The organism is Veillonellaceae bacterium (assembly GCA_012523975.1).
Lineage (GTDB): Bacteria > Bacillota > Negativicutes > JAAYSF01 > JAAYSF01 > JAAYSF01.
On record JAAYSF010000050.1, the window covers coordinates 1 to 23,823 of the forward strand.

The 23,823-nt window shown below is 44.8% G+C and carries 24 protein-coding genes and 1 other annotated feature; of the genes, 20 read left to right on the forward strand and 4 right to left on the reverse strand.

The features are described from left to right. Nucleotides 1-522 precede the first annotated feature (522 nt). The gene (locus GX348_06720) at nt 523-1,098 is read left to right on the forward strand and encodes a carbonic anhydrase (protein ID NLP41881.1); all 576 of its coding nucleotides are present in this window, start codon (nt 523-525) and stop codon (nt 1,096-1,098) included. Between the two features lie 163 nt (nt 1,099-1,261). On the opposite strand, the gene speD is transcribed toward GX348_06720, so the two are convergent. Beyond that, nucleotides 1,262-1,714 carry an adenosylmethionine decarboxylase gene (speD, locus tag GX348_06725; GenBank protein ID NLP41882.1) on the reverse strand — a complete coding sequence of 151 codons (453 nt, stop codon included), beginning with the start codon at nt 1,712-1,714 and terminating at the stop codon, nt 1,262-1,264. A 305-nt stretch (nt 1,715-2,019) separates the two neighbouring features. Here speD and GX348_06730 point away from each other — a divergent pair, with 305 nt between their 5' ends. The 7 genes from GX348_06730 to disA all read left to right on the forward strand — a co-directional run bounded on the left by GX348_06730 (nt 2,020) and on the right by disA (nt 10,205). After that, the gene (locus GX348_06730) at nt 2,020-2,958 is read left to right on the forward strand and encodes an enoyl-[acyl-carrier-protein] reductase FabK (GenBank protein NLP41883.1); all 939 of its coding nucleotides are present in this window, start codon (nt 2,020-2,022) and stop codon (nt 2,956-2,958) included. A 186-nt stretch (nt 2,959-3,144) separates the two neighbouring features. After that, a complete protein-coding gene (locus GX348_06735) occupies nt 3,145-3,588 on the forward strand; it encodes a CtsR family transcriptional regulator (protein NLP41884.1) in 444 nt (147 codons plus the stop codon). Between the two features lie 16 nt (nt 3,589-3,604). Beyond that, entirely contained in the window at nt 3,605-4,117 is a 513-nt protein-coding gene (locus GX348_06740; GenBank protein ID NLP41885.1) for a hypothetical protein, read from the forward strand. 12 nt (nt 4,118-4,129) lie between these two features. After that, nucleotides 4,130-5,206 (forward strand): protein arginine kinase, encoded by a 1,077-nt coding sequence (locus tag GX348_06745; GenBank protein NLP41886.1) that lies wholly within the window; start codon nt 4,130-4,132, stop codon nt 5,204-5,206. Beyond that, nucleotides 5,206-7,644 (forward strand): ATP-dependent Clp protease ATP-binding subunit, encoded by a 2,439-nt coding sequence (locus GX348_06750; protein NLP41887.1) that lies wholly within the window; start codon nt 5,206-5,208, stop codon nt 7,642-7,644. The genes GX348_06745 and GX348_06750 overlap by 1 nt, the downstream gene beginning before the upstream one ends. Nucleotides 7,645-7,764: 120 nt before the next feature. Further along, complete coding sequence (gene radA, locus GX348_06755; GenBank protein NLP41888.1) at nt 7,765-9,126, forward strand: DNA repair protein RadA; 1,362 nt, start codon at nt 7,765-7,767, stop codon at nt 9,124-9,126. 20 nt (nt 9,127-9,146) lie between these two features. Continuing rightward, a complete protein-coding gene (gene disA / locus GX348_06760) occupies nt 9,147-10,205 on the forward strand; it encodes a DNA integrity scanning protein DisA (GenBank protein NLP41889.1) in 1,059 nt (352 codons plus the stop codon). A gap of 8 nt (nt 10,206-10,213) precedes the next feature. On the opposite strand, the gene GX348_06765 is transcribed toward disA, so the two are convergent. The 3 genes from GX348_06765 to GX348_06775 all read right to left on the reverse strand — a co-directional run bounded on the left by GX348_06765 (nt 10,214) and on the right by GX348_06775 (nt 12,383). After that, nucleotides 10,214-10,555 (reverse strand): stage II sporulation protein P, encoded by a 342-nt coding sequence (locus GX348_06765; GenBank protein ID NLP41890.1) that lies wholly within the window; start codon nt 10,553-10,555, stop codon nt 10,214-10,216. 49 nt (nt 10,556-10,604) lie between these two features. After that, nucleotides 10,605-11,789 carry a stage II sporulation protein P gene (locus tag GX348_06770; GenBank protein NLP41891.1) on the reverse strand — a complete coding sequence of 395 codons (1,185 nt, stop codon included), beginning with the start codon at nt 11,787-11,789 and terminating at the stop codon, nt 10,605-10,607. Between the two features lie 198 nt (nt 11,790-11,987). Further along, a complete protein-coding gene (locus GX348_06775) occupies nt 11,988-12,383 on the reverse strand; it encodes a DUF1573 domain-containing protein (protein NLP41892.1) in 396 nt (131 codons plus the stop codon). 239 nt (nt 12,384-12,622) lie between these two features. On the opposite strand from GX348_06775, the gene GX348_06780 reads away from it, so the two are divergent. The 12 genes from GX348_06780 to GX348_06835 all read left to right on the forward strand — a co-directional run bounded on the left by GX348_06780 (nt 12,623) and on the right by GX348_06835 (nt 23,798). Next, entirely contained in the window at nt 12,623-13,117 is a 495-nt protein-coding gene (locus GX348_06780) for a CarD family transcriptional regulator (GenBank protein ID NLP41893.1), read from the forward strand. Between the two features lie 179 nt (nt 13,118-13,296). Then, nucleotides 13,297-14,361, forward strand: a complete 1,065-nt coding sequence (locus GX348_06785) for a PIN/TRAM domain-containing protein (GenBank protein NLP41894.1) — start codon at nt 13,297-13,299, stop codon at nt 14,359-14,361. A 177-nt stretch (nt 14,362-14,538) separates the two neighbouring features. After that, nucleotides 14,539-15,234 carry a 2-C-methyl-D-erythritol 4-phosphate cytidylyltransferase gene (gene ispD, locus GX348_06790; GenBank protein NLP41895.1) on the forward strand — a complete coding sequence of 232 codons (696 nt, stop codon included), beginning with the start codon at nt 14,539-14,541 and terminating at the stop codon, nt 15,232-15,234. Continuing rightward, nucleotides 15,231-15,707 carry a 2-C-methyl-D-erythritol 2,4-cyclodiphosphate synthase gene (locus tag GX348_06795; GenBank protein NLP41896.1) on the forward strand — a complete coding sequence of 159 codons (477 nt, stop codon included), beginning with the start codon at nt 15,231-15,233 and terminating at the stop codon, nt 15,705-15,707. The genes ispD and GX348_06795 overlap by 4 nt, the downstream gene beginning before the upstream one ends. 144 nt (nt 15,708-15,851) lie before the next feature. Then, nucleotides 15,852-16,118 carry a hypothetical protein gene (locus GX348_06800; protein ID NLP41897.1) on the forward strand — a complete coding sequence of 89 codons (267 nt, stop codon included), beginning with the start codon at nt 15,852-15,854 and terminating at the stop codon, nt 16,116-16,118. A gap of 162 nt (nt 16,119-16,280) precedes the next feature. Further along, complete coding sequence (locus tag GX348_06805) at nt 16,281-17,750, forward strand: glutamate--tRNA ligase (protein ID NLP41898.1); 1,470 nt, start codon at nt 16,281-16,283, stop codon at nt 17,748-17,750. A 43-nt stretch (nt 17,751-17,793) separates the two neighbouring features. Then, nucleotides 17,794-18,015, forward strand: a binding site (T-box leader). Between the two features lie 61 nt (nt 18,016-18,076). After that, nucleotides 18,077-18,742, forward strand: a complete 666-nt coding sequence (cysE, locus tag GX348_06810; GenBank protein NLP41899.1) for a serine O-acetyltransferase — start codon at nt 18,077-18,079, stop codon at nt 18,740-18,742. Continuing rightward, nucleotides 18,739-20,181 (forward strand): cysteine--tRNA ligase, encoded by a 1,443-nt coding sequence (locus GX348_06815; GenBank protein NLP41900.1) that lies wholly within the window; start codon nt 18,739-18,741, stop codon nt 20,179-20,181. Before cysE ends, GX348_06815 begins: the two co-directional genes overlap by 4 nt. Then, nucleotides 20,178-20,672, forward strand: a complete 495-nt coding sequence (locus tag GX348_06820) for a ribonuclease III (GenBank protein NLP41901.1) — start codon at nt 20,178-20,180, stop codon at nt 20,670-20,672. The genes GX348_06815 and GX348_06820 overlap by 4 nt, the downstream gene beginning before the upstream one ends. Nucleotide 20,673: 1 nt before the next feature. Further along, nucleotides 20,674-21,348 (forward strand): FAD-dependent thymidylate synthase, encoded by a 675-nt coding sequence (locus tag GX348_06825; protein NLP41902.1) that lies wholly within the window; start codon nt 20,674-20,676, stop codon nt 21,346-21,348. A gap of 351 nt (nt 21,349-21,699) precedes the next feature. Continuing rightward, nucleotides 21,700-22,452 (forward strand): 23S rRNA (guanosine(2251)-2'-O)-methyltransferase RlmB, encoded by a 753-nt coding sequence (gene rlmB, locus GX348_06830; protein NLP41903.1) that lies wholly within the window; start codon nt 21,700-21,702, stop codon nt 22,450-22,452. Continuing rightward, nucleotides 22,449-23,798 carry a vanomycin resistance protein VanB gene (locus GX348_06835; GenBank protein NLP41904.1) on the forward strand — a complete coding sequence of 450 codons (1,350 nt, stop codon included), beginning with the start codon at nt 22,449-22,451 and terminating at the stop codon, nt 23,796-23,798. The genes rlmB and GX348_06835 overlap by 4 nt, the downstream gene beginning before the upstream one ends. The last annotated feature ends 25 nt before the right edge of the window (nt 23,799-23,823 follow it).

Here is a 23,823-nt window from a genome sequence, read left to right on the forward strand (position 1 = left end):
GGAATCAAAGATTCCGTTTCGCTGCTTAAGCTCGTAAACGCCTATGGAAGACACTTCGTGTCTTTGAACTTTAGCCTGCGTGTCGCAGAAAAGTGCCATTGATGTAAACTAAATGAATTAGCTTAAGCTAACTTGGCTAGAAACGCCCTGCGACGGCCCTAGACGGGCCTAGTACCGGGCGCGCTATGGAAGGCTAGGCGTACGGTGGGAGGATAGGAAGTTGCCGGTTAGAAAAAAGCACTCGTTCTTTTACAGAGCGAGTGCTTTACTATTTTAAAAAAATAATTTAAATTTGTAATATTACGCTTGTGGGACATTTTCTAATCATATAAAATAAGTTACATCGCATATTATTGATGTATGCTACTTAGCGCCAATCCTCATTACACAGTATGATGGTGTTTCAATAGAATAATACCGGGCTATTGACTACGGCGTGGTTAGCAGTAACTTTTGGATTATTATAAATGCAGCAATATATTCTGCGGCTAAAGGCGGTAATGACTATTAATAGGAGGCAATATGACAACTTTAGAACAAGTACTTAAAGCTAACCGCTCTTTTGTGGATAACCTTCCACAGGCATATGATGATGCGGAAGAAGACAGCAAAAAGCCTAATAAACATCTTGCCATTTTTACATGTATGGATACCAGATTAGTAGATTTTCTCGAACCGGCACTCGGAATTAAGCGCGGAGAGGCTAAGGTAATAAAAAATGCTGGCAATTCTGTTACTGGGCCATTTGAGGCGACGATTCGAAGCTTGATAGTTGGGATTTTTGAATTGGACGTTAAGGAAGTAATGGTTATCGGCCACTATGACTGTGGTGTGGCTCACAGCACGTCACAAGGCGTTGTTGAGAAGATGCTTGCTAGAGGCATAGCACCTGAGGCTATTAAGATGGTAGAAGACGAACTGGAGGCCTGGATAGATACTTTTCACCACCCTTGGGATAATGTCGAGCATGTTGTTGACAAAATTAGAAACAATCCCTTAATTCCAATTGATGTACCAATACATGGCCTAATGTTTAACCCTAAGACCGGTGAAATTGAGGTAGTAGTCGACGGTTATCTTATGGCCAAGACGCTATAAGACTCCCTAGCTTCTTAAGTAAAGTCTTAGCACAAGTCCTGGATAAGTTCGGCTAAGCTTCAGATGAAGCTAATGCTGCATTTGAAAAAAAGTGATAGTATATAACTGCAACTGAATAGAATAATACCGGCTGATATTTCAGCCGGTATATTAAACATTATGCTTATTTAGAAGGAGATAACAGGCGCAGCATTTTTGAGCCGGTATCGCGCACACGACGCATTGGGGTTGCGCTGACTTTGATTTTAGGCTTCATATCGGTTACAGAGCCGAAGTCACCGCGTCTGATATTAGTTGTCTTTACTTTGGTAGGCTTTAAAAAGTCTTTAAGAATTGATACTGCCTTATCAGGACGACTATGATCTCCGCAAGTAAAAACGTCAACAGCTGCATACCCTAATTCCGGGTATGTGTGAATACTCATATGACTTTCAGCAAGTAAAGCTAACGCAGTCAGACCTTGCGGTTCGAATTTGTGGGAAGTAAAATCGAGAAGTGTCATTTGAGCTTCGTTGACAGCAGTTAACATAGCATTCTTGACAAAATCCATATTGTCAAGGCTTTCGAAACTACAGCCGTACATGTCTACAGTAATATGTTTGCCAATTATTTTCATCACACATCGCCCCTTTTCCAGTTCAATTATTCTGAGGCGTATACTTTTCCTCAAAAAAGTTTAAAATTCAGGACTTTTCTAACGAAAAGCGTGATTTCCCGGAAGGATTAGTAGTATTACGCCGCTTTTTATGTGTATTATACAGTTTTTCATTATAAATCGCTTGGCCCCGATTGTAAAGAGCAAAATGAAAAATGGAAATAAAATTATTGCTAATAATAGATATAGTTCACTAAATCAGCAGGAATATTGCTGATTTTAGTGAATTTTTCCAAGGGACATAATTAATGTAAAGGAGATAGGTTATGGCTACTAAACTAACTGAGCTATTAGGAATTCAATATCCAATTATACAAGGCGGTATGGCTTGGGTGTCGGACGCTAATCTGGCTGCAGCCGTATCTGAAGCCGGTGGGGCTGGTATCATAGCAGCAGGCGGCCGAACTACCGAATGGGTTAGGGATGAAATTCGCCGTGCTAAAGCACTTACCAATAAGCCTTTTGGCGTAAACGTTCAACTTATGGCTCCCAATAAGGACGAGATTGTTGAGCTTATATGTGAAGAAAATGTCAGCTTTGTTACATTAGGGGCTGGAAACCCAGTGCCTTACATCCCTAAGTTTAAGGCTGCCGGCGTAAAGGTTATTCCTGTTGTGCCAAATGCAAAGCTAGCCAAACGGGTTCAAGACAGCGGTGCAGATGCTTTGGTGGTCGAAGGTATGGAAGCCGGGGGGCATATTGGTGTTATAACGACCATGGCGCATATGACCCAAGTGGTGCCAGCAGTTGACATTCCGGTCATTGTAGCCGGTGGCTTTGCTGATGGGCGCGGTCTTGCAGCAGCTCTTATCATGGGTGCGGCTGGTGTCCAGTTCGGAACCAGATTTATGATAGCGGAAGAATGCTCTATACACCCGAATGTTAAACAAAAACTGATTGAAGCTGTAGATACCGATTCTGTTGTAACAGGACAGGTTTCCGGACATGGCGTCCGCGGACTTAAGAACAAGTTTACTGAGAAATTCCTAGCTTTAGAAAAACAATGCACACCGCAAGAAGAACTTAATCAATTAGCTGCCGGAACAAACCGTTTGGCTGCAATTGACGGTGATGTTGAGAACGGTATGGTTTTGGCTGGGCAAAGTCTTATTCCTTTAAAGAAAATTGAGCCTGCCGCAGTTATTATTGAGACAATAGTGGCGGAGGCCCGCCAAACACTTGCTAAGGCACCAAATTTAATGTAGGAAACAAAAGGAGCTATATAGCTCCTTTTTATTTTCCCTTACACATATCGTTTACCAAAGGGTGAAACAATAATTAATAATACCGGAATTTTTTTACTAATTTAGTGGCAAAGCTATTGCAAAAAGTCAAAATGTCAAATATAATAATTCTAAAGTCAAAAGGTCAAACTAAATGGTGGTGATGTTTTGGGTAATTTAGCTGATATTATTGAACAATTTATTTTAAGTAAGATGACGAACGGAAATGATGATATAGTGATCCTCCAGCGGAATGAAATTGCCGAAGAAATTGATTGTGCTCCTTCACAAGTTAGCTATGTGCTTAGTACCCGGTTTACTGTAGATCGAGGATTTATTGTCGAATCACGCCGCGGCTCGGGTGGATTTATTCGGATTGCGCGTATCCCCCTGCAAAATATTATCTTTGAAGACGCGGCTGAACAAATTTCGGAAACAACTACTATAGAAGAGATTAAATATATTACAAGACATTTGAATAAATATGGCTTTTTGACAATTAGGGAGGCAAGGTTGTTAGTCAATTTCTACGGTCTGATTTTCAAGGAAGTGGAGCCGGCTAAACGTGCCACTATGATGAAAGAATTATTGTCTTCGTTAGCTTATCTGTAAAAAGGAGGGATGCTTGGTGTTGTGTGATGAGTGTAGAAAACGTCCGGCGTGTATGCATATTACTAAAATCGTAAATAATCAAAAGGTTGAAAAGCATTTATGTGAGCAGTGTGCTTCTGAACATGGTGAAATGAAGATTTCATTTGATGATAACTTTTCGGTCCATGACTTCCTAAAAGGGATTTTTAATACTGTATATGGCGACGGCGGCCAGGTGCAAAGCGAGATAGCCTGCCCGCAATGCAGTATGACTTATCGTGATTTCAGCCGAAACGGTAAAATCGGCTGCAATGTGTGCTATGCTACTTTCGGTGAACGGTTAGTGCCATTGCTTAGACGAATTCATGGCTCTAGTGCTCATACTGGGAAAGTGCCTAAACGCAGCGGAGGAAAAATTGCTGTAAAACAGCAGCTCAAAAAGATGCGGCAAGAACTCGAACATTTCGTAGCAAGGGAAGAATATGAAGAGGCTGCAAAACTGCGTGATCAAATTCGTGTTCTTGAAAAGCAGCTGAATAGAGAAAAATAGGGGGTAAGAAGTATGTCTTTTGATGAGTTGCTTGACCAGCCGGCGGTGCCATGGATGAGCGGCAGCGGTGCTGAGGCTGATATCGCATTATCAAGCCGCATACGCCTGGCCCGCAATTTATGCAGCCTGCCATTTCCTAATCGGGCTGCCGGCGAACAATTGGCTAAGGTGGCCGATCAACTGAAGAGTACAGTAAATGTACTGAGGACGGCCGATAGCCACAACTATATGTATATTAAGATGGATCAGCTTTCAGTTTTAGAACGAAATGTTTTAGTAGAAAAACACATTGTCAGCCCGTACTATGTTGAGCACCCTGAACATCGGGCGCTCATTGTCCGGGATGATGCGGCTGTTAGTATAATGATTAATGAAGAAGATCATCTTCGTATCCAATGTATGAGATCCGGTCTTAATTTAGTAGACGCCCTGGCTTTGGCTAACCAAATAGATGACACAATTGAAGCCAAGCATGATATTGCTTTTAACGAACAAATGGGTTATTTAACAGCGTGTCCAACTAATTTAGGCACTGGGCTAAGGGCTTCTGTTATGGTCCATTTACCGGCATTGGTTATTACTCGGCAGATAAATAGGATTATTAATGCTTCTACCCAGCTTGGGCTGGCTATTCGCGGTTTATATGGCGAGGGTACGGAAGCCGCGGGTAATATTTTTCAAATTTCAAATCAATTAACATTAGGCTATACCGAACAAGGCATAATAGATAATCTGAAAAGCGTTGCCCAGCAGATTGTCGATCAGGAGCGGACAGCTAGAGCATATTTGCTGCGGCATTCATCGCAAACGCTTGCTGATAGGCTGTGGCGGGCATACGGAACGCTTAGTTACGCGCGAAGTATGAGCGGGCAGGAGGCTCTATCACTCATAAGTGAGGTGCGGCTGGGCATCGATCTTAAGATAGTCGATGAAGTTCCCGCGACAATTTTCAATGAACTACTGGTTACCACTAGACCAAATTATTTACTAAAATTTGCCGCCAGAAACGGCATTTCCGAAACTGAGCGTGATAAATTGAGAGCGCAGGTAATTCGTGAGACTATAAAACATGTTAAGGAGGGACGTTAATGTTTAGTAGATTTACAGAAAGAGCAACAAAAGTACTAATCCTGGCCCAGCAGGAAGCAGGTAAATTAGGTCATGATTATATTGGTACAGAGCACCTGTTGCTAGGGCTTATTCATGAGGGAGAAGGAGTGGCCGCCAAAGCCCTGAATTCGTTGAATATAAGTCTCGAGGCTGTACGTAGCAGAGTAGAACAAATAATTGGACGCGGCCAGTCTACTGGGCAGCAGGTAGCATATACACCACGGGCTAAAAAGGTTATTGAACTGGCAATGGATGAGGCGCGGAGTTTAGGTCACAACTATGTAGGCACTGAGCATATTATCCTAGGACTTATTCGCGAAGGTGAGGGGGTGGCAGCTCAAGTTCTCGCCAGTCTTGGCGCAGATATTAATGCTGTGCGGCAACGGGTTATTGAACTATTGGGCGGATTTGCAATGCAGGGCGGCAGTACACCTCAGCCTGCTTCCGGTCAGCACCAACAGGCTAGCGGGAGTACGCCGATGCTTGATCAGTATGGGCGCGATCTTAACAAACTAGCCCAAGCTGGCAAGATTGACCCTGTTATCGGCCGTGAGCAAGAAATTGAGCGGGTTCTTCAGATACTTAGCCGCCGTACCAAAAATAACCCTGTACTTATCGGTGAGCCCGGTGTAGGTAAAACAGCGGTAGCTGAAGGACTGGCTCAGCGGATTATTGATAACAGGGTGCCTGAGATTTTGCGCGGCAAACGAGTAATCTCGCTGAATATGGCCGGCATTGTGGCCGGCGCTAAATACCGGGGTGAATTTGAAGAACGGCTAAAAAAAATTATGGATGAAATCCGCCAAGCCGGTAATGTAATTTTGTTTCTCGATGAACTTCACACTTTGATTGGCGCAGGGGCGGCTGAAGGCGCTATTGATGCCGCCAATATCTTAAAGCCTGCTTTAGCGCGCGGTGAGCTCCAGACAATCGGTGCAACAACCCTTAATGAGTATAAAAAATATATTGAAAAGGACGCTGCCCTGGAACGGAGGTTCCAGCCGGTAATGGTCGGTGAGCCGACAGTCGAGGATGCTATCGCAATTTTGCGCGGTATTCGTGATAAATATGAAGCCTTCCATGGAGTCCAAATAACTGATGAAGCTATTACGGCTGCGGTACAGCTTTCGCATCGCTACATCAGCGACCGGTTTCTGCCGGACAAAGCAATTGACCTTATGGATGAAGCGGCGTCACGTGCCCGCTTAAGCGCCTTTTCAACTCCGCCCGATGTAACTGATATCGAGAAGCGTTTAGAAAAAATCAGGACAGAGAAAGAGGCTGCTATTAACGGTCAAGAATTTGAACAGGCCGCAAAACTGCGCGACGAAGAGCAACGGCTTCGCGAGGAACTTGAGTCTAAACAGCAGGCACGACGTCAGACTGGCGAGCGGACGGTAGTAACTGATGAGGATATTGCTCATGTTGTTGCTACCTGGACCGGAATCCCGGTTAAGAAGTTAGCTGAAGAGGAAGCTGACCGTCTGCTTAAGTTGGAAGATGTTCTTCATGAGCGGGTAGTTGGGCAGCAAGACGCTGTAAAAGCCGTAGCGAGGGCGATTAGGAGGGCGCGTGCCGGCCTAAAAGATCCCAAGCGGCCAATTGGATCGTTTATATTCCTGGGACCGACCGGCGTAGGCAAAACCGAGTTGGCGCGAGCCTTAGCGGAAGCTTTATTTGGTGACGAAGCCAATATGATTAGACTTGATATGTCAGAGTATATGGAGAAGCATACAGTATCGCGCTTGGTGGGCGCGCCTCCAGGTTATGTAGGTTATGATGAGGGCGGTCAGTTAACCGATGCTGTTCGGCGCAAGCCTTACTCGGTAATTCTGCTTGATGAGATTGAAAAGGCGCATTACGACGTCTTTAACATCCTGCTTCAAGTCCTTGAAGACGGCCGGCTTACTGACAGCCAGGGGCGGACAGTTGACTTTAAAAATACCGTAATTATTATGACGTCAAATGTTGGTGCTCAGCATCTTCGCAAAGAAACCTCAGCTATGGGCTTCTTGGCCGACACTAAGAGTGACAATGCCGAGGCTGCAAAAGAACGGGTTATGGAGGAGGTTAAGCGGACTTTCCGGCCTGAATTTGTTAATCGTGTTGACGAATTAATCGTCTTTTCCAGTCTAAATGATACTGAGCTTACGCAAATCGTAGACATTATGCTCAAAGATGTAGAAAAGCGGTTGGCTAATAGCGATATTGAGCTTGAGGTCACTGAAAAAGCTATAGCTGAGCTGCTTAAAGAAGGGCGCGATTATGCATACGGTGCAAGGCCTTTGCGGCGGGCTATTCAAAAAATGGTCGAGGACAGCATAGCCGAGATGATGTTAAGCAGGGAAGCAGGCACTGGCGACACTGTAGTGGTCGACGCCGACGAGCAGGGTAAACTTTTATTCACAAAAAAATAGATTACTAATAACTTCAGATAAATTGGCAGGAAAATCCTAATATTTAACGAAAGCACTCTACAGGTCAGTGCGCTACTGATTGTAGGGTGCTTTTTTAATATGGTGAGGTGCAGTTATCAATTGTCGAAGCTAAAGTTAAAATTTGTTTGTCAGGAATGCGGTTATGATTCGCCTAAGTGGCTGGGTAAATGCCCAAGCTGCAATATGTGGAACTGTATGGTTGAGGAGCCTGTGGTCAAAGCGGATAATAAGTCAGTAGTAACGCGCGCTTCAATTAAACCTTGCCCAATTACTGCAGTTGATACTACTGCATTACCACGACGAGCGACTGGAGTGGACGAGTTTGACCGAGTTTTAGGGGGGGGCATTGTACCGGGTGCGCTAATGCTCATCGGGGGTGACCCTGGAATCGGAAAATCGACGCTGCTCCTGCAGGTCGCGGCAGGGGTAAGTCAAAGGTATGGTACTGTTCTTTATGTATCGGGCGAAGAATCTGCCGCCCAGACAAGAATGCGGGCAGAGCGGTTGGATAAACTAAATGATAATCTTTTGATTATGACTGAAACTAATCTTGATATCATTGCCATAGAAACGGCTAATTTGAAGCCAGCGTTAGTGATAATCGATTCTATTCAAACAATGTATAGTTCGGATGTGGCTAGCGCACCCGGAACTGTAGGTCAGGTTCGGGAATCAACCGGTAAGCTTTTGCGCTTGGCAAAAGAAAGTAACATCCCAATTGCGATTATCGGTCATGTAACTAAAGAAGGTAATATTGCCGGGCCGCGGTTACTTGAACATATGGTGGACGTTGTTCTTTATTTTGAAGGTGAACGAAGTTATTCATTTCGGGTACTGAGGGCAATAAAGAACCGGTTTGGTTCAACAAATGAGAGCGGTATTTTCTCGATGGAGGAAACTGGCCTGGCTGAGGTGCAGAATCCTTCAGCGCTGCTTTTAACTGAGCGGCCTCAAAATACGCCGGGTTCAGTAGTGCTTGCTTATCTTGAAGGTGTTAGACCGCTCTTAATTGAAATTCAGGCACTGGTCAGCACAACCTGTTTTGGTATGCCGCGCCGCATGGCGGCCGGTTTCGACTATAACCGACTAATTCTATTGATGGCCGTACTCGAAAAACGGGTGGGGCTGATGCTTGGCAATCAGGATGCTTATGTTAATGCAGTGGGGGGAATTAAAATAGTAGAACCGGCAGCTGATTTGGCGGTAACCTTGGCAGTTGCATCAAGTTTTCGCAATATACCGATTGACGCTCATACTGTTGTGATGGGTGAAGTGGGTTTAACCGGCGAAGTAAGAATGGTACCGCGTATTGATATGCGTATCAGTGAGGCGGCCACTTTAGGTTTTAAAAAGTTTATAATCCCTGCCGGTAATTTAGCAGGTCTGAAAATTCGTCAGCGCGGGCTTGATATTGTAGGAGTAAGCAGTGTCGTTGAGGCAATGGAGGCAGTTTTTATATGATTTAAACCCGTGAGGAGAAATTGTGGGACGAGAGATTTATAAATACGATAAAATCAGTTGCGCCTGGAACACTGTTAAGAGAAGGACTTGAGAATATCCTGCGGGCAAAAATGGGTGCCTTAGTGTTGATTTGTAATAATCCAGCTGTTATGGAACTTGTTGACGGCGGTTTTGCCCTGAATTGCGATTATACGCCTGCTGGGTTTTATGAGCTTGCTAAAATGGATGGCGCTATTGTATTATCAAACGACGCCACGCGCGTATTATGTGCGAACGCTCAACTGGTGCCTAATTCGGCTATCATAACAAAAGAAACCGGCACACGGCACCGGACGGCTGAACGGGTAGCCAAACAAACGGGAGCGCTTGTTATTGCAATTTCGCAGCGGCGCAATCTTATTACTTTATATTTGGGGAACCTGCGTTATACGTTGAAGGATATTACAGTGATCATTAACCGCGCAAATCAGGCGCTGCAGACGCTGGAAAAATATCGCTCAGTGCTTGTTGCCGGACTTGGTACGCTGACGGCGCTTGAGTTTGATGATTTGGTATCACTTTCGGACGTTGCCGCGCTTATTATCAGAGCCGAGCAAGCCAGACGTATCACCCGCGATATTTCCCGCGATGTTATCGAATTGGGGCGGGAGGGGCGGCTTATAAGTATGCAACTGGAAGAACTGACTCCTGATAAAGATGAGGTTCAGCTTCTGGTTAAAGATTACTGTTTAAGCAGTGATCCGGAAATGTATCTTGAAGTGCGTGAGCAGCTGGCAGAACTGCCGGAAGATTCACTTGACCCCTATACGGTCTGCAGGCTACTGGGATATGGTGTTACCGCAAATGCCATTGACGTTCCGATTGCAGCAAGGGGCTATCGGATACTGCAGCTTATCCCAAGACTGCCGGTACCGGTAATTGAAAATCTTGTTATGCACTTTAAAACGCTTAAAAATATTTATAATGCGTCAATTGCCGAACTGGACGATGTTGAAGGCATCGGCGAAGTACGGGCCAAAACAATAAAAGACGGCCTACGGCGTCTGCGGGAGCAAGCGCTGATGGACCGTCGCTTTTAGCATAAAAATTACGGTGAATTGGCTTTTGGCTGATATTTATCTATCTCGATGTGTTTAATGAACCTGGCGTAGGCCCGGTTTTCTTCGATCCGGACAATCTCGTAATACTTATTTTCTTCTGAGATAACTTCATCGCCAATGCTGACGACGAGCGGCACATACATTATAGTTTGATTAGTCTGCTCATCAATGATTAGATAGTAGTCATATACCTTTTGAGGGGCTTGCTCTGGCTTTTGCTGCACTGAAAAGATATTCATAGGTAGCAAGTGCAGAAATGCCAGCGCAGCGATTATTAAGAATAAGGTAATAATACCGGTAATTAGTAGGGTACGGCGCTTGAGCACCATAATACAGCACAACCCCTTTATCAGCCTGTTCTAGAGGTATTGTAATGTTTTACTTTTTACGTCGGCCGAAGAAATTGGTAAATTCATACTTGCGGAATTTTTTCAGCTTGTTTTTTACTTCCTCCCAACTGCCAGTGCTAAGATACAAGTAAGCAAGTATACCTGCAACTAATGCTGCCAGTGTTAGAACAATATCAGTCAGATAGCTTCTAACCTGTGGCGGAGAAGACTCGGCAGCAGCTTGTCCGGCAGCTTGAGCAGTACTTTGCCCGGAACCTTGGTCGGGAGATTGACCGGCAACAGGACCGGCTTGGGCTGCTCCGTTCCGATTAGGCGCTATCAGGCTAGGGAGGACATCAGCAAAAAGCGTTATACCGCGCTCAGCAGCGGCGCGGGTATTAAATTGCGTACCGACTTCTACTAGCATGGCTCGCGGATTTAAATCCTGATTGTAGTTCCCGCGAGCGATAAATATTCCTCGGACTAAGCCTTTGTACTGCTTGTCAGCCTGCCTTTTTAATTGTCTTGCATAATTCAAGGTTGTATTATGGTTTTGATTTTGCCGGCCAACGACAAGCAGTAGCCGAGCGGTATCTTGACCATTGATTGTCGTTTTATAAACGCTAAGCGGTGCACTGTCACGATGGAGGTCAAATAAGGCTGCAGGCTGTTCCTTAAGCAACTTAGTGAAGGTACGGCGTGAACGATGGTAGGCATTAGCATCGTGCGGATCATGAAGGGTTTTGCTGTGGTTGGTGCTGTAGCCAAGCTGCTGAAGCCGTTCCGCAAAGGCACTTCCAACTTGCATAATACTACCCTTGCCGGCCATATTCGACTTACCGTCTGTTGGGATATAACTTTCATCGGTATGAGTATGGTAGATTGCTATTTTGACAGGGCTATCGACAGGGGCTTGGGCGATTCCCTGCACTACCTGTGCTTGCGCTGGAAGTGCCTCAGGTTCTATACCTAGACTTAAATCATCCCGTATAAAGCGGGCTCTGGCTAGATTGTTGTCGACAGTGAGAATTTGGTAGACGCGATTATCTTCGTTGATAAATTCATCGCCAGGACTGATATTGAGTCCTGTCTGCATTATAATAGCGCCATGCTCGTCAATAATAGTGACGTAACCCGTATGTTCTGAACTGTCATATGGCTCGGCTGAATAGGCTATAGGGCAGGGTTGGATAATGAATAAAAAGGCCAGTGCAAACGATAATAGCCAAGGCATGGCGACACCTCAATACTGTATGATGTTTTTATCATATCCGATGCACCTGGTATTTATGTAACGATATAAACGGCTTAGTCATTCCTGACAATCCCGGCAGAAATTTAGAAACCCCGGCTTGCGCTTTTGTCACCAGAATTTTAGACTTATAATTCTGGTGACAAAAAAAGCACGGTCGTTCAGACCGTGCTTGAAAAATTATAATAAATGATAGAGTCCTAATGTAGTGACTTTCTTATATTCATCATTAATCACCTGAAAAAGATTCAAACCAGACATATTGCAAAGAGCAGCTAAATAAAATATGCTATGCCCTAATTCTTTATTTAATACCTCTTTACAGTTGTCACAAGGCTCACCTGATAAGTGGGAAGACATAAAGTTTTTCAGGTCACTAAATTCGGCATCGGCAGGCACTTGCTGACGACTGGCGTTTATCTGTACACAACCGCATTCAGTTACTGCTTTGGCAAAAGCACGGTTAACGCGGGCGGAAGCCTCCTGGTACTTGGTCAGCACATCGAGAGCACTGCGATGACGAATCAAGTAATCGTCAACAGCGGACTGGAAATCCTGGCAACTTTTCTCTTGCATTTGCGTGACACCTCACTTTGAGTTAATTATATAGACAGATGTTTATTATTGTCAATCACTATTCAGGATTAAAGTGAACTTTAAGGGATGAGTTTTGACATACCGTAACAACTGAGATTGAAAGATGCTAAAAAATGCGAAAATGTTTTATTGACAATAACATAATGCTATGCTAGAATATTAAATTTTGACAAAAAGGTGCCTTTATGCTATAATCTTGATAGTAGGAGGTGCTGCGAATGTTGACAGTTGGGGATAAGGTCGTATATCCGATGCATGGAGCCGGAGTTATTGAGGCTATCGAGGAACATGAAGTGCTGGGTCAGCGTCAGCAGTATTATATTTTGAGTATACCGTATGGCGGAATGAAGGTTATGATTCCGTTGCACAATGTTAATAATGTTGGACTACGAGAAGTTATAGGAGATACTGAAGTAGAAAAAGTTGCTGATATCCTAAAGTCTGAACCTGACCAGGTTAATGCTAATTGGAACCGCCGATTTAACATGAATCTGGCCAAAATAAAAAGCGGCAGTATTTATGAGGTCGCAGAAGTCGTGCGAAATCTTATGCAGCAAGATCACGCTAAAAAACTTTCCACCGGTGAACGGCGGTTATTAGATACTGCTAAACACATCATGGTAAGTGAGTTGGTATTAGCTTGCGGCAAGGATGCCAGCAGGGTTGAAGATTGGGTTAATGGTCTACTTCAAGGAAATACGCCAGGAAACTGACGTATTTTTTTGTTACCAAAGGGGTAAAATAAACCTGTTTCCACATTTTGGCGAATTTATATACGCTTGTGGTAAACGCAAAACTTTATTATAATTAATGCGTAGTGAGGGGAGGTGAAGTTTTGCTCGACAAAATTCTACGTTTTGTTATCACTGCCCTGTCAGGTGTTGCTGGTTTAATGCTAACTGAATGGATTAGTCGTTTTCTTACGACTGCGGTAAATGCTGAATTTTTGCGGATGGGCATGTTTGGCAGCACGGTAGCTACTATCATGTCATTCATCTTTAGCGCTGTAGTAGGTGGTGCCGTTGGTTTCTTAATTGCGCCGTATTTAATCAAGCACCTGTGGCGTTTTACCTACTGGATAGAGGCAAGGCTCAACAAAATGCCAGTTAATGACGTACTGGCGGGAGCTATTGGTCTTGCTATCGGCCTAATAATTGCTAATCTTTTAGGATCGGCTTTTTTGCCTGTTCCGATTGTTGGAAGTTATATTCCGGGAGTAATTAGTATTATACTTGGATATCTAGGTATAAATATCGCTATTCGAAAACGTGACGAATTATTTCATCTATTCGGATCATTACCGTTTGTCGGTAAAGATCGGCCTAAAGACAAACAAGGTGCCAACAACTATCAGTACAAACTTCTTGATACAAGTGTGATTATTGACGGACGAATTGCAGATATCTGTAAAAGCGGTTTTATTGAAGGCACGCTGCTGATACCGGTTTTTGTCCTCGAAGAACTTCAGCACATTGCTGATTCTTCAGATTTGCTAAAACGTAATCGCGGCCGCCGTGGCCTGGATATTCTTAATCGTATGCAAAAAGAACTGGGACTTTACGTCAAAATCGATAACCAGGATTTTGATGATATCGCTGAAGTTGATTCTAAACTTGTTAAACTCGGCCAGAAACTCAATGCTAAGATTATCACTAATGACTATAATCTTAATAAAGTTGCCGAGTTGCAGGGCGTTTCAGTTCTGAATATCAATGAGCTGTCCAATGCTGTAAAACCGGTCGTATTACCAGGTGAAGAAATGACGGTTCATGTCGTTAAAGACGGCAAAGAATTAGGCCAAGGCGTTGCTTATTTGGATGACGGCACAATGATTGTCGTTGACGGAGGCAAGAAGCATATCGGTGAAACAGTCGGTGTTCTGGTGACATCTGTGCTTCAGACGGCTGCCGGTCGGATGATATTTGCCAAACCGAAAGCTATTGAACGAGGGGCGTAGCCCCGTTTAGTGAAATTCAAAGCTATCATTATTAAAAAAACGAAGGTTGTTGATAAAGGTCTAGATGCTAGGCGTGACGAGAACACGAACGCAGGCGTACTGGAAGTACGTCGAAGTAAGTGCTCGCAGGAGTAACGACGCTGATGGGCCTTTAGCGGCGACCGTGGAGTGTGAAGTATGAAGGTGACAGCCATAATCGCTGCCGCCGGTCGAGGTAAACGTATGGGCAGAGGGATAAACAAAGTTTTTATCCCTCTTTCTCATTGTCCGGTGCTTGTACACACTGTCAAAAAGTTTTCACAATGCGAGGAGATTGACAAGCTTGTGATTGTGACCGGGCCTGACGAGGCGGCGGAGGTCAAAGAATTATTAGCTAATGCTGATATTATAAAACCCTGGAAAGTCGTTGCCGGGGGAAGTGAGCGGCAGTATTCGATCGCCAATGCGCTTGCCGTTGTTGATAACGATTGCGAAATTACCTTAGTTCACGACGGAGCGCGCCCGCTAATCGAGTTGGAAACAATTCGAAACGTTATTGCAGCTGCCTGGCAATATCGTGCTGCCGGTGTTGCTGTTCCTGTAAAAGATACGATAAAGACAGTTGATACTGAAGGCTTTATAACTGCGACACCACCCCGTCACACTTTATGGGCAATTCAGACGCCTCAGGCTTTTGCTACCGAGCTGCTGCAACAGGCATATACAAACGCTGCCCGAGATGGTTATTTGGGTACTGACGATGCTAGCTTAGTAGAACGACTGGGTGTTAAAGTCAAAATTGTACAAGGCAGCTATAATAATATTAAAATTACTACGCCGGAGGACCTAATAATAGCCGAGGCGCTGTTAAAACAAGGAGGTAACGGCATATGACGAGGGCAGGTATAGGTTACGATGTGCACCGCTTAGTCGAGAACCGCAAGTTAATATTAGGTGGTGTAGAGATTGAGTATCAGCTTGGTCTTGAAGGCCATTCTGACGCTGATGTGCTGCTCCATGCCATTAAAGACGCGTTATTGGGAGCCGCGGCGCTTGGCGATATTGGTCGGCACTTTCCAGATAGTGATCAGCAGTACAAAGGAGCGTCAAGCCTGATGCTGCTGGCTAGAGTTAAGGAAATCATCGCTGACCATGGTTATGCAGTCAATAATATCGACGCCACAATTGTTGCGCAAAAACCCAAACTAGCCGCCTATATTCCCCAAATGAATAAAAATATTGCCAAGACATTGGAAGTCTCAGACAATCAAGTAAATGTCAAAGCTACCACAACTGAGGGCTTAGGTTTTGTCGGTCAGGGTCAAGGCATTTCAGCTTATGCTATAGCAACTATCATCAAGATTTAACTCATTTATATAAAAGCTGCATTACAGAAACAGTTGAATAAATAGAGCGCATCTACACATATTATAAGTATTCAATAAAAAATTGAAATTATTATAATATTTTTAATGGCACCGTAAGTCGTTTTAACAATAGGAGGGGTGGCGATGCGCCGGTTAATTTTGGTCTTAGCCGCTGCTGTATTGATCCTATGGCCGAATCAAGCTCTTGCTGCTGAATTTAAGGTTAATATAAACATTGTTCGTCAGAATGACGGGGCAACCAGTACTGAGTTTTGGTATAATGATCGTGTTGTATGGCGTTTAACCATATTAGCCGATGGAGCCCAGCCTGTGTCGACGGGCAGTCAGGCTAACACGACTTTCATTACGCCGGATATTGTTAAGGGTCTGTTTCTGTTAAAGGTTCAGTGAAAAAAGGCGCTTAGCTTTTGGTCCAGTGGGAACTTCCCTGCGGCGAAAGCTAAGTGCCTTTTTTGGCGTTTTATATTTCTACTTAATTTCACTTTTGCACAACTCAGGACAATCTGCTAAAATTAGAATAAACTGCAAAACTTCATGGAGGTATCTTTACATATGTCACAACAAGAACTTCGGGTACGGTTTGCGCCCAGTCCAACCGGACCTTTTCATATTGGTGGCGCTCGCTCGGCGCTGTTTAACTGGCTGCTCGCTAAAAAGCATGGCGGCAAACTTATTCTTAGAATTGAAGACACTGACCGGGAACGCTCAAGCAAAGAATCCGAAGAAAATATTAAAGAAGCCCTGCGGTGGCTTGGCATAACATGGGACGAAGGGGTTGACGTTGAAGGTCCTTATGGTCCTTATGGTCCTTACCGTCAGACTGAACGGCTTGATATTTATCGTAAATATACCCATCAATTACTCGAAAGCGGAAAGGCTTATCACTGCTATTGTACTGAAGAAGAAATTGAAGCAGAACGGCAGGCTCAGATGGCTAAAGGCGAAACTCCATGCTATTCGGGACGCTGCCGCAATTTGACGGAGGAAGACAAAGCACGCCTTGTAGCTGAAGGCCGCAAACCAGTCGTGCGGTTCCACGTTCCTCCCAATAAGCCGATTATCTTTACCGATATGGTTCGCGGCACAGTAAGTTTTGATTCCAATGGCGTCGGTGACTTTGTTATCGTCAAATCAGATGGAATTCCGGTCTATAATTACGCGGTTGTCCTTGATGATGCCCTTATGCATATTACTCATGTTATTCGAGCCGAGGAACATTTGTCCAATACCCCGCGGCAAATTCTGCTTTATGAAGCGCTGGGATTTGAACTGCCTAAGTTTGGTCATATATCGCTTATTTTGGGTAAGGATCGCACTAAAATGAGTAAGCGCCATGGCGCAACCTCAGTTGAGCAATATCGCAAATTAGGCTACCTGCCGGAGGCTATCGTCAACTTCCTGGCACTTTTGGGCTGGGCTCCGAACTCAGAACAAGAAATCTTTTCGCTTGAGGAGCTTGTTGAGCAGTTCTCTATGGATCGTGTAGCCAAAAATCCTGCTGTGTTCGATCTCGATAAGCTTAATTGGATTAATGCGCATTATACCAAACAGGCCGCCCCGGAACTCATTACTGAACTGGCTCTTCCGCATCTAAAAACAGCCGGCTATATTGATGAGCTTTCAACCGAACAATGGGCTTGGCTGGTTAAAGTAGTTGCTGTTTTGCAGGAATATATCAGCTATGCGGCGCAAATCGTTGACCATATTGATATATTCTTTAATGACAATGTCGAATTTGAGACTGATGAAGCTCGCGAAATCCTGCGTGACGCTGACATACCAAACGTAATGGCGGCTTTCCGCACTAAACTGGAGGCGCTTGACACTGTCGACGCCCCCGAAATAAAAGCATTGCTTAAGAGCATTACCAAAGAGCTTAAACTAGGCGGCAAAAAGGTTTTCATGCCGATCCGCGTAGCGATAACCGGAAAGATGCATGGGCCTGACCTTGATAAGATAATTCCGCTTATCGGCCGCGAGCGAGTTTTGAAACGGGTTGAATTAATCTTAAGCAAATTGTAATTGACAGGGTAACGTACTGTTAATATAATGCATATATATAAATGATAATGCAATGATTGGGAGAAGTAAGCGTTAACCTACCCTTCAGAGAGGTATTGCCACCGGCTGTAAGCAATACCGGGATAAGAAGCGCCCAAATGCACCCATGAGCTGACGGCTGACTGTGAATACTGTAGGTCGTCCCGGTGGCACCCGTTACCGTGCAGTAAAGCGGCGTATTGAAAGATGCGCTAGCAGAGTGGAACCACGGACCACCGTCTCTGTATTGGAGATGGTGGTTTTTTATATTCCGCATTAATCAGCGTGAAGATGGAGGTTTGCAGGTGATGTTTGACCGTATTAAAAAAGACTTAAAAGTTATCTTTGAACGCGATCCGGCGGCAAGAAGCGTATTTGAGGTGCTACTCTGTTATCCTGGGCTTCATGCTATCTGGCTGCATCGTATTTCCCACTATCTTTATAAACGGGGCTGGATAATTCTGCCGCGGATGATATCCAATTTGGGCCGATTTTTGACCGGGATAGAAATTCACCCTGGGGCAAAAATTGGTGAAGGACTATTTATTGATCATGGTACAGGCGTTGTTATTGGTGAAACAGCAGAACTAGGCGATAATGTTACCTTGTATCAAGGGGTGACTCTCGGCGGTACCGGCAAGGAAAAAGGTAAGCGGCATCCGACGATCGGTAATAATGTTGTAGTAGCCAGCGGTGCAAAAGTGCTTGGCTCTTTTAAAGTTGGCGACGGCTCTAAAATTGGGGCAGGGTCAGTCGTCCTCAAGGAAGTCCCGCCTAATTCGACCGTTGTCGGTATTCCGGGTAAAATAGTATGGCATAATGGAAAAAAGGTTGGCAGTGCATCCTCCGAAATTGATCTAGAACACAATGATCTTCCTGATCCGATGGCAGAAATGATGATGTGTATTCAGCGTAATATGACTAGACTAGAAAAACGCGTGGAAGAATTAGAAAAGGAGTTGAATAAAGATTGACCTTAAAAGTATATAACACGTTAACAAAGCAAAAAGAAGAATTTACCCCAGTAGAGCCGGGCAAAGTCAAAATGTATGTCTGCGGTGTAACGCCTTATAATCATCCGCATATCGGGAACGCCCGTCCATTCATCACTTGGGATGTTATCAAGAGATATCTTGAAAAACGCGGTTATAAAGTACTGCATGTTCAGAACTTCACTGACGTTGACGATAAAATAATTAATACAGCGAATGCCGAGAATGTGAGCTGGGACGTAATCGCTAACCGGTATATAGCATCATATTATGAGGTTATGGATAAGCTCAATGTCAAACGGGCAGATATATATCCCACAGTATCCGGGCATATGAACGAGATAATTGAGATGGTCCAAAAGCTGGTTGATAAAGGGTTCGCATATGTAGTAGACGGCGATGTTTATTACTCGGTTGCCAAATTTGAAGGCTATGGTAAACTTAGCGGCCGCAGTTTAGACGATATGAAAGCCGGTGCCAGGGTGGACGTCGATGATCGTAAAAATCACCCGATGGATTTTGCCTTATGGAAAAGTGCTAAGCCTGGCGAACCGTCATGGGATAGTCCGTGGGGTAAGGGACGGCCGGGCTGGCATATTGAATGTTCGGCAATGTCACTTAAGTATTTGGGAAATAGTTTTGATTTTCATGGGGGCGGCAGTGATTTAATTTTCCCCCACCATGAGAATGAAATTGCTCAGTCCGAAGCCTATACCGGTAAAGAGCCGTTTGTCAGATATTGGTTGCATAATGGGTTTATCACTGTCAATGAAGAGAAGATGAGTAAATCGTTAGGAAATTTCTTCCTGGTGAAAGATATCTTAGCGCATTATCCGCCCGAGGTGCTCCGGTTCTTTATCTTGGCTACACACTACCGCAGCCCGCTGGATTTCAGCGATGAACGGCTTACTGAGGCGGGGCGCAGCCTTGAACGTCTCAAGAATGCAATTGATAACATGCGGTCGTTAGAAGCGCTGCCTAGCGGTGAAGCAAGTGCAGAATCAGCCGCACTTAGAGCAGCTGCCGAAAGAGCTGAGATTGATTTTAATGCGGCAATGGACGACGATTTTAATACTGCTTTGGCCATCAGTGTTATGTTTGGCTTAGCGAAGGAAATAAATATTTATCATGGCGCAGCGGCAGCCGGTAAAGTTCCGTACGACCCTGCTGCTGTCGGCGAAGCGCGTGATATATATTATGGTATGGCTGAGGTATTGGGCCTGCTGGTGAATGAACGTCAGGGAAAACTGGATGGGGCTGATATGCTGGTCAATCAGTTAATGGATATCATAATTGATATTCGGCAGGAGGCTCGCAAAAAGAAAGATTGGGCTACAGCTGATAAAATCCGGGACAGTTTAGGCGCCGCCGGTATTGTCATAGAAGACTCGCCGCAAGGCGCTAGGTGGAAAAAGCGATGAATTTTGAACACTTCCAGTTTCTAAAGCAGAATATGTTTGGCGCGGGCGCCGTCGACGGCGCTCCGCCTGCTAAATACAGCAAAATCGAACCAAACCAATTACCGGCGCTGGTTTTGGCTTATGTGGGTGATGCTTTTTTTACGCTGTATGTGCGGACAAGACTGCTTTCATATGAGCAAAATAAAGTGCGGGTATTACATACTTATGATGCAAAAATTGTTTCGGCTGCTATGCAGGCTGTAGCTTACCGGGAACTGGAACAAATGCTGACGGAAGAGGAATTGGCCGTCGTAAGACGCGGCCGTAATGCCAAATCTAATGTACCTAAGAGTGCTACAGTAAGTGAATACCGGTATAGTACCGGCTTTGAGGCTATGCTGGGCTATTTGTATTTAAACGGAAATTATGACCGAATGTCGGAAATTGCTGAGAAGGCTTTCGTGATTATTTCCCGGGAAATGACAAATCTAAACAAGAATAGCGGTGAATAGAATGAAGGTAAAATTAATAAGCCACACTCCTGAACCCCAGCGGGCAGTGGCTATGTCGGCGAGGCTATGTTATTCGCCGGTGGGAGCGGAACAGCTTGTTGAAAAAATGTCAGATGCGCAGGTCGAAAAATTAGTAACTAAAATTGTCGACATGGGTCATAGTTCGACTCTAGAACATGCAAGTTTTACCTTTGCAATTGAAGGCGTATCGCGGGTGCTTACCCATCAACTGGTTCGTCACCGGATTGCATCATATTCCCAGCAATCACAGCGTTATGTAAGCGAGCATGATTTTGAATATATCCTGCCGCCTACAGTCGCGGCAAATCCTGCGGCTAAGGAAAAGTTTGAGGCGCTGATGGATAATATCAGAGCCACCTATGATGAGTTGGTCGAACTCGGTGTCCATAAAGAAGATGCCCGGTACTGCCTGGCTAACGCAACAGAGACTAAAATTGTCGTAACAATGAATGCCCGCGCCTTGCTGAACTTTTTTTCCTTGCGCTGCTGTACGCGGGCGCAATGGGAAATCCGCAAAATGGCCGAGTTAATGCTGGCCGAAGTTAGAAAGGTAGCGCCGCTGCTATTCGAAAAAGCCGGCCCAACCTGCGTGACTTCAGGGTACTGCGGTGAAGGGGAACTGACCTGCGGGCGGTTGGCGAGAATGAAAAGATAAGACTTGGCTAGGCCAAGTCTTTTTCTAAACTCTTTCCATTCGCCACATAGCGTGGTTTGGAGAGACGGCTATTGTGAAGCCCGTGCTTTTGTCTTGATACAAAAGCACCAAAATCCATCCCTTCGGGACCGACCGCTGCCTTAAGGGTCGATAAGGGTACGAAAAAACGAGAATAACAAAACTATGCTTTTTCGTACATAAACCATGGTGCTTTAATGGCCTTTTCTGGAAGACTGGGCCTAGACTTTTTTTGTTACTTTTTGGGGCAATGCCAAAAGTAACTCCCTATACATAATTAACATAAATAATGGAAAAGATAAAATGCCGCGAGAGCGGCGAGGAGGATATTATATGGCAGAATCTAGTGAGATTATCATAGGCCGCAATAGTGTGGCAGAAGCCTTAAAGAGCGGGCGGTCAATAAATAAATTATTTGTGGCAAAGGGGCAGCGCCAGGGCTCGGTAAAAACGCTCATCGGTGAGGCGCGCGAGCTTGGATTGGTAGTGCAAGAAGTCGACTCGGCAAAACTTGACGAACTGGCCGGCAATAGCCGGCATCAGGGTATAGTAGCTATGGTGGCGCCTATCACCTACGTTGAAGTTGAAGATATTTTAGCAGCAGCGGCTGCCAAAAATGAGCCGCCGTTTATTGTAATCCTTGATGAATTGGAAGATCCCCATAATGTTGGTGCTATACTGCGCAGTGCTGATGCTGCCGGTGTACATGGCGTTCTTCTGCCAAAACGCCGAAGCTGTCCGATTTCGGCTACGGTGGCTAAAACCTCGGCCGGTGCTGTTGAATATGTGCCGATTGCCAGAATCGGCAATATCACTCAGACAATTAAGCAGCTCAAGGCTGCCGGTTTATGGATTGTCGGTGCTGATATGGATGGCGCAAAAGAGTATTATGATACCGATTTGACAGGTCCAGTCGCTGTAATAATTGGCAGTGAAGGAAAAGGTATGGGGCGGCTCATTAAGGAGCAATGCGACTTTATAGTGCGAATTCCAATGAGAGGCCAGATAAACTCATTAAACGCTTCAGTAGCATGTTCACTATTATTGTACGAAATCTTGAGGCAACGGGAGCTGAAGACTAGGTGAACAAACGGTGGCTGCGTACCGTGGCAGCCTTAGCGATACTAGCATCTCTGACGGGCGGTTATGCTTTAACGAAGCCGCTTTTTGGGGACAGAGTATACGCTGGGGTAGCCTTAGAAGGAGTAGAACTTGGCGGTCGGGGCAAAGAAGAAGTTAAACAAATTCTGGCTGTTTGGAATAAGCAGCAGCAGAATAAGCAAATTACCGTTTACTATGGCGATACAATTTTTAAAGTTGACGCGCAGAGTATTGAATTTACCATCGATGTTGATGGTACCCTTGAGGAAGTGTGGGGAGTCGGCAGACGCGGTACACTCCTTGAACGGATAAAAAATATTCACGCAGCGCTTAATCAGGGGTATCGCATCCCCCTGCGTGTCAGCTATAATGAGAGTAAATTGGATAATTTGGTAGATGTATGGCGTGATGAAATTGACCGACCGGCTAAGAACGCAGCTCTCAGTATTGTTACTGGCGGTATAATTCCCCAGGAACAAGGCCGGAAACTTGATATAGAAGGTCTTCGCCCTCTTGTTTTACAGGCGCTTAAACGGCCTGAGGTTAATAATGTTCCCCTGCCGGTAACGCTCGTTTATCCGTCCATAACGGTAAATGATGTAGCGCGAACGGGAATTAAGGAACTTCTCGGCAGTTATACAACTGCTTTTAATACCAAGGAAAGTAATCGAACGGCAAATATAAAACTAGCTGCATGGAAAATTAACGGGCATATAGTTTATCCTGGCGAGACTTTTTCCTTTAATGAAATAGTTGGGCCGCGGGAAAAAGACTATGGGTTTAAGGAAGCTATGGAATTTGTCGACGGTGAACTGGTTCCAGGCATTGGCGGGGGAGTCTGCCAAGTATCTTCAACCATTTATAATGCCGTACTCTTGGCTAACCTAAATGTTATTGAGCGCTATAATCATTCCAAGCCGCTTGGTTATGTCCCGCTCGGACGCGACGCCACTGTTGTTTATGGCGCGCTTGACTTTAAATTCTCCAATAATACTGATAAGCCTATCATGGTAATGGCTGAGGTTGAGGGTAATAAATTGCATGTGGGTATATTTGGCCAAACCCGCCTGCCGGAAAGTATCGAAATATTATCGGCCAACAAACAGGTTATTCCCCCGGCCGTTGTCAAACAGCCAGATGCTACCTTGTTTTTAGGTGAAACAAAAGTGGACAAGCAAGGGAAACCTGGCTATGAGATAACAACTATCAGAGTAGTTCGTCAGGGCGGCCAGGAAATAAGACGGGAAGTATTGTCAAAGGATCGCTATCTGCCTGACAATACCATAATTAAGGTTGGCAACAAATTGCCGCCGTTTGCTGTTAATAAATGAAGTACTGATTGAAGAATGGGAGAGC